Genomic DNA, 10,365 nt, shown 5'->3' on the forward strand with positions numbered 1-10,365 from the left:
GTTGAATGTTCAACCCTTTTTTATTTTAAGTGAATTTATTCGAACAACTGATTATGCAGCCTTTGAATGGCGAGCTTAGAATCGGCTTCATTGACCAAAAAGCACAGGTTATGTGGACTGGCTCCGTAACAAATCATTCTGAGATTAAAGTCTTCAAGCGTGCCAAAAACGTGTTTTGCATAGCCCTTACTTTCACTCATTTTGTTGCCAATTAACGCCACCAGACACAAGTTATGTTCTACTTCGACACTGCATAATTCTTCAAGTTCTGCGCGTGCTTCTTGTGGCAGTTGAGGCGCACCACCTGTGGTATCAGTTTGATCTAAAGTGAGACTGACACTGATTTCTGATGTGGTAATCAAATCGACCGAAATCTTGTGTTTGGCCAAAATTTCAAACACTTTAGCTAAAAAACCATAGGCGTGAAACATGCGTGCGCTGCGTAGCGTAACCATAGTTTGATTACAGCGCAGAGCCAGTGCTCGAAATAAAGGCGAATCCTCTACTTGGTGGCGAATCCAAGTTCCACCTAGCTCTGGCTGCTTAGATGATCCTACAAATACGGGGATTTCATGACGAAGTGCAGGCACTAACGTCGAAGGATGGAGGATTTTAGCGCCAAAGTTGGCCATTTCCGACGCTTCGCTAAAACTTATCTCCGCGATAGGTGTTGCCTTAGGTGCAATGCGAGGATCAGTGGTATAAATGCCAGGAACATCTGTCCAGATCTCAAGACCTTTAGCTTCCACAGCTTCTGCTATCAGCGCAGCGCTGTAGTCACTACCACCTCGGCCCAATGTGGTCGTATTACCTTGCTCATCTGAGCCAATAAATCCTTGTGTAATAACGATGTGCTCTTGGCACAAAGGAACCAATCTTGACTGAGCAAGGCTGAAGATAGTGTCGAGCTCTGGTTCGGCTTTACCAAAGGTGCTGTTTGTTCGTAGCACCTCGCGAATATCAAATCGATGAGCATTAATACCACGTTCTTGCATGAGTTTTGTGAGAAGATGAGTAGACATTAACTCACCGCAAGCAACGAGATGATCGGTTAGCTTTTTACTGGGTTGAATAGAGGCGGCTTCAGCCAAACTAGTGACAGTATCAAGGATTTCATAGATGTCACTGGCGGTTTTGGTGGCATCGCTTAGCTGACTAAGTACGTTTTCGTGGATAGTGGCAAGTTGAGTGAGAAGCTGGCTTCGATGATCATTGTCTGATACGCCATTGGCCAATTCAACCAATAGGTTGGTAACCCCAGAACAAGCACTAATCACAACCAGTCTTGTATTTGGTCTTTGCTCGACAATCGCCGCGCATCGACTCATGGCCTCAAAATTAGCGACACTGGTTCCACCAAACTTAGCAACATTAAAATTGCTCACAGTATTTCTCCCAAAACTTCCTGAAAATGAATAGTAATCCTTTGCTTGAAGAGAGAATGAGCCAGTCGAGGAGCTTATTATTAGGGCGACCTCAGAAGCTCTTCACCAGACTGAGCTGGTGACAGTTGATGGGACTCAACCCAAGTCAACCGGCAGATCAAATCCACAATCTTGATCTACCTCGGCACTACTCCCCCTCAGTGTTGTGTATTGGAGTTGTGGCCCCACAAAACACCTACCTGGGTAGTGCTCCTCTTCTGCAAAATGCATAAATACAGTGATAATAACCACCGTACCTCTTGCATTGAACGTGTTTATGAGCAGTTTGTCAACGGAAACTTTAGTTGGATAATCTATAAACTTGTGACAAAGATTTCTATTTCAGATGGCTAGTCAAATTGCTGCACTGATCAATATGTTTTATCGTGGGCAATTACACTTTGTGACATGCACAGCTTCTAAGGAGCATAAGATGACTATTCAGAGCTTTATTCCTCCCAAGCGTATTCTCATGGGACCAGGGCCTTCAGATATTTCACCGCAAGTATTGCAAGCATTAAGTCGCCCCACCGTCGGCCATCTAGACCCGCTTTTTATTAACATGATGGATGAATTGAAACAGCTTCTTAAATACGCTTTTCAAACCGACAATGAGTTTACGATAGCGGTCTCCGCGCCCGGAAGCGCAGGCATGGAAGCATGTTTTGTTAATCTGGTTGAACCAGGCGATAAAGTGATAGTGTGCCGCAATGGTGTATTTGGAGACCGAATGCGCGAAAATGTTATTCGCGCAGGAGGAAGCGCCGTTATAGTCGATGACAACTGGGGCGAGGCCGTCTCTATAGATAAAGTGGAGAGCGCTCTTAAAGCACATCCTGATACTAAGATACTGGCTTTTGTTCATGCCGAAACGTCGACAGGTGCGCAGAGTGATGCGAAGGTTCTGGGTAAATTAGCAAAACAATATGGTGTCTTGACTATTGTTGATACTGTTACATCACTGGCTGGTATACCTCTAAAAGTTGATGAATGGCAGCTAGATGCTGTGTATTCGGGAAGTCAGAAATGTTTATCTTGTGTGCCCGGGTTATCTCCGGTTACTTTCTCACCGCTTGCTATTGAGAAGATTCAATCGAGGCGCACTCCGGTACAAAGTTGGTTTTTAGACCAAAGTTTGGTGCTGGGGTATTGGAGTGGTAATGATAAGCGTAGCTACCATCATACCGCTCCAGTAAACAGTCTGTACGCTCTGCATGAGTCTTTAGTTATGCTAAAGAATGAAGGGCTCGAAAACACATGGAAACGCCATCAAGAGATGCACAATAAACTTAAGAATGGCCTTGATAAATTAGGTTTTGAGTTTGTTGTTGAGCCAGAAATACGCTTACCGCAGTTAAATACCATTTTGGTACCTCAAGGTATAGATGATGCTAGAGTCCGAGGTCAGCTGTTAAACCAGTACAACCTTGAAATAGGTGCTGGGTTAGGGGACTTAGCTGGTAAGGCATGGAGAATAGGACTTATGGGCTATGGTGCGAGAAATGAAAATGTGTCGCTGTGTTTAAGGGCGTTAGAAGAAGTCATGGTTTTATAAATGGTAATACTTCTATAGGGCGGTCTATTCGACCGCCAGTACTTAATCAGATAGTTGATTTATGTCTGGTTTGAGCGCATCAATGTTCGGGGCAATATACTGAACGTTAGAGAAATCACGTTTAGGGAATAGATACTGCGCTTCGCTGCGTACTTGCTCTGCTCTAACCGTGTCTCCTAACCCTTGATAGGCAATAATCAGGTTGTTATACAACGCGGGCCTTGGCTTGTTTCTGATGGTTTTCAATGACCAATCTATATAAGGCTGGATATAGTTAGCTTCTTGTTGAAGCAGACCTATATTGAGGTAAGTGCTGTAAATATCCCAATTGTACCTGTCTTTCCATAGGATAGGGTTTGTGACCTTCTCAAGAAGCTTTGGATCTTTGACAGTCGAAGTTTCAAACTTAGTCAGTATGTAGTTAGTATGTAAAGTGGTGAGCATATAGAAACTGACAATAACAGGGATGACTAAACTCATCACTCTAAGAGACGTTCTTGTGATAAAAGTAATTGAAGTACTTCGGTATGAACGTGCACGTTGATCAACCCAAAAAAGTAAAATGATAAATGTTATCCAATGGATTGCCGAATGGTAGAAAGGGTATTCGAGTTGACTATGCAACACGATAGGAACAAACAAAGCAAACATTGCAAGCCGAGTTCCTTTCTTGGCATTGTAGATCCTTAATAACACGATTATGGCTGCAATAATGATAGCTAAAACGGGTAATAGTCCACCTTCAACGCCCCAAAAAAGCAATTCATTATGAGGATGATCTAACGAAGGAAAGCCAGGATCGTAATTGGCATTCAACTGATGCTGGCGAGCAGTATAAGTGATATATTCTGGTTCAAATCGTCCGTAACCATAGCCGGTAAAGGGCTTTTCAATCAACATATCTAATGATTGTGGGAAAAACAGAGATCTAGCTTTATCGCTTACCCGAGCTTTCTCTGCCATAAGTTCCATATCACCTATTAATGCGGTGATACTACTACCAATAATGAGCCCTATTAAAATTGAAACAATCCAGCCCCAGAATCGTTTCGGAGTTGCGAACTTATAGAGATAGGGCAATAGCAATAACACAGCTAAAAAGCCACTTAACCAGCCTGTTCGAGAAGCGAGAAACAATATCAGTGGAATAGTCAATGCGGGCATCAGATATAGAAGTGAAACTTCACTGACTTTGCTGTGATATTTTTTGGGGTGCTTGGTAAGCAGGTAACCAGATAGAGCTAGGCCTGTTACAAGAAAGCTAGCCATAACATTAGGCTGCTGAAAAATCCCATAGGGACGATTTTCAACAACACTGTAGCCAAAAGCATTGTTAGGCTCGAGCACCAGATATTGTATCCAGCCAAACAGCGACTCAATCAAGACGGCGATAGCAATAAACCATAGTAAGCGCTGTTTTTGTTTGTTACTAAATCGAAATTGCTGGAGCAATATAAATAACGCCATGCCAGACCATAGTCCAAACAATCTTCCCAATGAAAGAGAAATATCTGACTTTGGATAGAAAACAGGGAGAGTTAACAATACGCAGCAAATAAATAAACCTATGGTAAGTTTGTTGTATCTTATGAACCCTTGGGTGCCTATCTGATAAAGCCCTATTGCCAAAGATATGCTAACTGCAATCCATGTTGTCGTGTTGAACGACAACTCAAGTCCAGATCCACCTGGGTTAGGCATGAACACATGCATGCCAAGAAGAAAAATGATCGCAATTGAGGCAAGAAAAGGTTTAGTCATTGGCAACTTAGGCTTTTGGGGTTCCAAATTTGTGCCAGTAAGGTGAGTACTTGCCATTGGTTAATATCCTTGAAAGATAACAGACCGAAGGTGGCCTGTTACGCTTAGTTTTTTGTTTATTTTAACATAGGCTTGAGAAATCTCGCTGTGTGAGAGCCAGTTATTTTAGCAACATCTTCTGGTGTGCCTTGAGCAATAATCTCTCCTCCTCCTTGTCCGCCCTCAGGTCCTAAATCGATGATCCAATCGGAGGTTTTGATGACATCGAGGTTATGCTCAATGACAACCACTGTATTACCGTGATCTCGAAGGCGGTGAAGTACTGTGAGCAGCTGCTGTATGTCATGAAAATGAAGACCTGTGGTAGGTTCATCCAAAATATACAATGTTTTTCCAGTGTCTCTTTTCGAAAGCTCTCTGGCTAGCTTTACTCGTTGCGCTTCGCCTCCGGATAAGGTTGTTGCGGCTTGGCCAAGACGGATGTAAGACAGACCTACATCGATTAAGGTTTGCAATTTTCGAGCAATAACAGGGACTGGATCAAAAAATGTGCGGGCATCTTCGACTGTCATGTCTAGTACTTGGTCAATGGTTTTGCCTTTGTAATGCACCTCTAAGGTTTCGCGATTATAGCGCTTACCCTTACACACATCACAAGGAACGTACACATCAGGTAAAAAGTGCATCTCAACTTTTATTACGCCATCACCCTGACAAGCTTCACACCTTCCTCCGCGAACATTGAAGCTAAATCGTCCTGGTTTGTATCCACGCGAACGCGCTTCTTGAGTGCCTGAAAACAGTTCTCTAATCGGAGTAAAAATACCTGTGTAAGTTGCTGGATTTGAACGTGGAGTACGGCCGATTGGACTTTGGTCAATATCAATGACCTTGTCAAAATGCTCTAGACCTGTAATTGCTTTGTACGGTGCTGGTGTAGCAGTGGTTGCCCCATTAAGTTGGGTATGTGCAATTTTAAAGAAAGTATCATTGATTAATGTTGATTTTCCAGAGCCCGATACGCCAGTGATACAACTAAATAGGCCGACTGGAATGTCTAATGTGACGTCTTTTAGGTTGTTTCCTGATGCACCGCTAAGTGTTACTACTTTATTCTCATCTTTTGGCGTACGTTGACTGGGTATAGTGATTTCTTTCTTTCCACTTAGGTACTGTCCTGTGAGCGATCTTGGTGTTGCGATAACGTCTTCCACTGTGCCTTGTGCAACCACTTCTCCGCCATGCACCCCAGCACCTGGGCCGATATCAATCACATGATCAGCCATTTTTATTGCATCTTCATCGTGTTCGACGACCAGTACTGTATTACCTAGATCACGTAGGTGAGTTAACGTTTTTAATAATCGTTCATTATCACGTTGATGCAGGCCAATTGACGGCTCATCAAGCACATACATTACGCCAACTAACCCTGCACCTATTTGGCTTGCTAGTCTGATGCGTTGAGCTTCTCCGCCAGAAAGTGTTTCTGCACTTCGTGAAAGATTGAGGTAATTTAGGCCTACGTTGACTAAAAATTGCAGGCGATCATTCACTTCTTTCATCACCTTTTCTGCTATTTGAGCGCGTTGGCCTTCCAATTTCAGTGACTCAAAGAATTTTAGCGCATCCGCAATGCTGAGTTCGACAATTTCAGGTAGGCTGGTTTCGCCAATAAAGACATTTCGAGCTTCGAGTCTTAAGCGGCTTCCATCACAGCTACTGCAAGTTCGAGTGGAAATATATTTAGCAAGATCTTCTCGCACGGAATTGGATTCCGTATCCCTATATCGGCGCTCCAAATTATTTAAAATACCCTCAAAAGGGTGACGTTTGACTCTGATATCCCCTCTATCATTGATGTACTTAAACTCTATCTCAACCCTTCCAGACCCTTTAAGGATAATATCCTGAACTTTACTCGAAAGAGAATTAAAGGGAGCATCTAGGTCGAACTTGAAGTGCTCAGCCAGTGAAGACAACATCTGAAAGTAATAGTAGTTCTTTTGATCCCAACCTCGTATTGCGCCTTTTGCAAGACTAAGATTGTGATCAATCACTATCCTTTGAGGGTCAAAGTATTGCTGAACACCTAGTCCATCACAGGTATGGCAAGCTCCTGCTGGGTTGTTGAATGAGAACAATCTTGGCTCGAGTTCTTGCATACTGTACCCACAATGTGGGCACGCAAAATTGGCAGAAAAAATGATTTCTTCTCCACCTCCTTCCATTGAAGTGACAACAGCAATACCTCCTGACAACTCAAGTGTCGTTTCGAAAGATTCTGCCAGTCTTTGCTGGAGATCGTTGCGCACTTTGAAACGATCAACGACAACTTCAATCGTGTGTTTTTTATGAAGTTCTAATGCTGGTGGATCGGATAAATCACAAATGTCACCGTCAATTCTAGCGCGAATAAATCCTTGCGCAGCCAAGTTTTCAAGTGTTTTAACATGCTCACCTTTGCGCTCCTTAATGATAGGGGCGAGTAGCATCATTTTAGAGCCTTCAGGGAGTTCGAGTACTTTGTCGACCATTTGCGAAATGGTTTGGGCACTCAGTGGAACTTGGTGCTCTGGACAGCGTGGCTCTCCGACTCGTGCATAAAGTAAACGAAGATAGTCGTAGACTTCCGTGATGGTCCCTACGGTTGAGCGAGGGTTATGAGAGGTTGATTTTTGTTCGATAGAAATGGCTGGAGATAAACCTTCAATATGGTCGACATCAGGTTTTTCCATTAATGACAAGAATTGCCGAGCATAGGCAGAAAGGGATTCTACGTAGCGACGCTGTCCCTCTGCGTAAAGAGTGTCAAAGGCCAAAGAAGACTTACCAGAACCAGATAACCCAGTAATAACGACAAGCTTATCGCGTGGGATGGAGAGGTTAACATCTTTGAGGTTGTGAGTGCGTGCGCCGCGAATATCGATCTTATCCATTACTATCGCCCAATGTAAAAATAAGTGGGCTAAGTATTACATAGAGTGATTGATGTTCAAAGAAAATACTGGATAAAAAAACAGTGACCTATATCTACTTAGCTATAGGTCACTGTTTAGTCAGATAACTACGACTCTTTGGTTGTCGATTGCTTACCCAGCTCCGACTTTTGGCTGTCTTTAAGGTATAGATTTTCAAAACAGTAGTTGGTTGCTTCGATATAACCTTCAACGCTTCCACAATCAAAGCGCGTACCCTTAAATTTATACGCAAGGACACAGCCGGCTTGCGCTTGTTTTAATAGAGCATCGGTGATTTGGATCTCGCCACCTTTTCCTGGTTCTGTATTTTCGATTAGATCGAAAATATCTGGCGTCAAGATATAGCGACCTATGATGGCTAAATTGCTTGGTGCTGTTCCAGGTTCTGGCTTTTCAACCATGTTGTCAATACGATAGATGTCATCTTTGATCATCTCACCTGAGATAACTCCGTACTTATGAGTTTCATCAGCAGGCACTTCTTGAACCGCAACAATAGAACAGCGAAACTGCTTAAATAGTGCCACCATTTGTGCCAAAACACCGTCTTGGTCGTTAACGCACAAATCGTCAGCTAAAACGACAGCAAAAGGTTCGTCGCCAATCAATTCACGGCCAGTCAATATAGCATGGCCTAGCCCTTTCATTTCACGTTGACGGATATAGGTGAAATTGGCACTGTCGATAATATCGCGGATATCAACGAGAAGTTCTTCCTTGTTGGTGCCACTGATCTGATGCTCTAATTCATAGTTCTTGTCAAAGTGATCCATGATTGAATGTTTGCCACGGCCAGTCACAATGCACATGCCGTTCATTCCAGCTTGGATTGCTTCTTCAACACCATACTCAATAAGGGGTTTGTTGACGACTGGCATCATCTCTTTTGGCATTGATTTGGTTGCTGGTAGAAAGCGTGTGCCATAGCCTGCAGCCGGAAAGAGGCACTTTTTAATCATGATAATACCTTTGTCATTAATTTTTCTTAAAAATCGGCGCCACCATAGCATTTTTTATTCCATTACTAAATTTTAATAAAGCTGATTTGAGCTCCTTGACTCATATTTAAGACAGCATATGCTGATTAGCCCAAGCAATGGCTTGTACTCTGTTTTTGACTGATAGCTTTTTAAAAATCTGATAAAGGTGCGACTTTACTGTAAATTCACTGATAAACAGGTCGTCCGCAATTTGCAGGTTGGAAGCTCCCGTTTTTAGGCAGCGTAAAATCTGGATTTCTCTAGAGGTTAGGTCGACTGTTGCTGGAGAAGTTTGACTCAGTATGACGTGCCTATAATAGTGAATCAGTTGTGCTGTGACTTTACGTGGCAACCAGTTTTGGCTATTGATGACTTCTCCACATCCTCTAGCTATCGACTCTATAGATTCATGGCGATAAAATAGGGCTTTTATATTCCCAAAGCAGAGTATTTCCTCGGTAGTTAGCCGTTTTTCTACATTAAATAAAATCGTTTCAAACATTTTATTGGAGAGTGGAAGATCACGAATTTGATTGTTTAGTGTCTGGTAATACTGATGATCTATCATCAATATCTTATGCTTGTGTAATTGCATCGCATACATGAGGTCGTTAGGCTCAATATAAGGAATTTCAACACACAGCTGTTTTTGGACTTGATCGATGACAGGATCATTTTGCTGATTTTTTTCGGTGAGAAAGTAAATCGTTCGAGCATAGATATTTTTAGCCATAGAAGTTAATCATTACACTTAATTGAAACATGCCCACAGAGTGAAGGAGAATGTTTCAAAGTGCGAATCTTGATTATAGTATTGCGTTAAGTTTCATATAAATAAGTAAACTTCAGATCTATCAATCACGTAGTGACCTATGGTTATTCTAGAATAGTGAACGAGTATTGGTGGGAAAGGTCCATGGCGTGGATTGCAATTTGTTCATGGACTAAAGCGTGTTATCCTTGTTGTTTGTGTGTTAGTGAATCAATTTAGACGGAGCGAAACATGGCGAGCCGTGGAATCAACAAAGTTATATTAGTCGGTAATCTGGGCTCTGATCCAGAAGTGCGTTATATGCCAAATGGTGGTGCCGTTGCAAATATTACAATAGCGACCTCTGAAAGTTGGCGTGATAAGACGACAGGAGAGCAGCGCGAGAAAACAGAGTGGCATCGTGTATCTTTGTTTGGCAAGTTAGCTGAAGTAGCTGGTGAGTATTTACGCAAAGGTTCCCAAGTTTATATCGAAGGTCAACTTCAGACTCGAAAGTGGCAAGATCAGAATGGCCAGGATCGTTATTCAACGGAAGTGGTGGTTCAGGGCTTCAATGGTGTTATGCAAATGTTGGGTGGTCGTGCTCAAGGTGGTGCGCCGGCTCAAAGTATGGGACAACCGCAACAGCAAGGTGGTTGGGGACAACCTCAACAGCCTGCAATGCAACAAAACCAAGCTCCTCAAACACAGCAAAACTATTCTCAACCCTCGAATCAATCGCCCAGTCAGCCTCAGTATAATGAGCCGCCGATGGATTTTGATGACGACATCCCATTCTAACTGTCTGAATCTTGAAAAAAGCCGCGAATTTCGCGGCTTTTTTATATAGTAAAAAAATAAACTTATCATTGAGTATAATCAGAGTTCATTTCCCCATTGTTTAGGACTTTGA

The 10,365-nt window shown here is 42.7% G+C and carries 7 protein-coding genes and 1 riboswitch; of the genes, 2 read left to right on the forward strand and 5 right to left on the reverse strand.

Annotated features, from left to right (window positions below; all coding sequences use genetic code 11):
* Positions 1–35: 35 nt before the first annotated feature.
* The gene (lysC, locus tag FIV01_RS01695; protein WP_152429451.1) at positions 36–1,385 is read right to left on the reverse strand and encodes a lysine-sensitive aspartokinase 3; all 1,350 of its coding nucleotides are present in this window, start codon (positions 1,383–1,385) and stop codon (positions 36–38) included.
* 87 nt (positions 1,386–1,472) lie between these two features.
* Positions 1,473–1,650, reverse strand: a riboswitch (Lysine riboswitch).
* 207 nt (positions 1,651–1,857) lie between these two features.
* Between lysC and FIV01_RS01700 the strand changes: the two genes are divergently transcribed.
* Positions 1,858–2,979, forward strand: a complete 1,122-nt coding sequence (locus FIV01_RS01700; RefSeq protein ID WP_152429452.1) for a pyridoxal-phosphate-dependent aminotransferase family protein — start codon at positions 1,858–1,860, stop codon at positions 2,977–2,979.
* Positions 2,980–3,021: 42 nt separating this feature from the next.
* On the opposite strand, the gene FIV01_RS01705 is transcribed toward FIV01_RS01700, so the two are convergent.
* The 4 genes from FIV01_RS01705 to FIV01_RS01720 all read right to left on the reverse strand — a co-directional run bounded on the left by FIV01_RS01705 (position 3,022) and on the right by FIV01_RS01720 (position 9,434).
* Positions 3,022–4,797 carry a PglL family O-oligosaccharyltransferase gene (locus FIV01_RS01705; RefSeq protein ID WP_152429453.1) on the reverse strand — a complete coding sequence of 592 codons (1,776 nt, stop codon included), beginning with the start codon at positions 4,795–4,797 and terminating at the stop codon, positions 3,022–3,024.
* A 59-nt stretch (positions 4,798–4,856) separates the two neighbouring features.
* A complete protein-coding gene (uvrA, locus tag FIV01_RS01710; protein ID WP_152429454.1) occupies positions 4,857–7,679 on the reverse strand; it encodes an excinuclease ABC subunit UvrA in 2,823 nt (940 codons plus the stop codon).
* A gap of 128 nt (positions 7,680–7,807) precedes the next feature.
* Complete coding sequence (gene galU, locus FIV01_RS01715) at positions 7,808–8,680, reverse strand: UTP--glucose-1-phosphate uridylyltransferase GalU (protein ID WP_152429455.1); 873 nt, start codon at positions 8,678–8,680, stop codon at positions 7,808–7,810.
* A 106-nt stretch (positions 8,681–8,786) separates the two neighbouring features.
* The gene (locus FIV01_RS01720) at positions 8,787–9,434 is read right to left on the reverse strand and encodes a LuxR C-terminal-related transcriptional regulator (protein WP_152429456.1); all 648 of its coding nucleotides are present in this window, start codon (positions 9,432–9,434) and stop codon (positions 8,787–8,789) included.
* 270 nt (positions 9,435–9,704) lie between these two features.
* Here FIV01_RS01720 and FIV01_RS01725 point away from each other — a divergent pair, with 270 nt between their 5' ends.
* The gene (locus FIV01_RS01725) at positions 9,705–10,253 is read left to right on the forward strand and encodes a single-stranded DNA-binding protein (protein WP_152429457.1); all 549 of its coding nucleotides are present in this window, start codon (positions 9,705–9,707) and stop codon (positions 10,251–10,253) included.
* Positions 10,254–10,365: the final 112 nt, after the last annotated feature.

The organism is Vibrio aquimaris (assembly GCF_009363415.1).
GTDB lineage: Bacteria > Pseudomonadota > Gammaproteobacteria > Enterobacterales > Vibrionaceae > Vibrio > Vibrio aquimaris.

Excerpts from the sequence above, each read along its gene's own strand:
- FIV01_RS01705 (WP_152429453.1), bottom strand. The coding sequence starts at position 4,797 with ATGGCAAGTACTCACCTTACTGGCACAAATTTGGAACCCCAAAAGCCT.
- FIV01_RS01700 (WP_152429452.1), top strand. The coding sequence starts at position 1,858 with ATGACTATTCAGAGCTTTATTCCTCCCAAGCGTATTCTCATGGGACCA.
- galU (WP_152429455.1), bottom strand. The coding sequence starts at position 8,680 with ATGATTAAAAAGTGCCTCTTTCCGGCTGCAGGCTATGGCACACGCTTT.
- FIV01_RS01720 (WP_152429456.1), bottom strand. The coding sequence starts at position 9,434 with ATGGCTAAAAATATCTATGCTCGAACGATTTACTTTCTCACCGAAAAA.
- uvrA (WP_152429454.1), bottom strand. The coding sequence starts at position 7,679 with ATGGATAAGATCGATATTCGCGGCGCACGCACTCACAACCTCAAAGAT.
- FIV01_RS01725 (WP_152429457.1), top strand. The coding sequence starts at position 9,705 with ATGGCGAGCCGTGGAATCAACAAAGTTATATTAGTCGGTAATCTGGGC.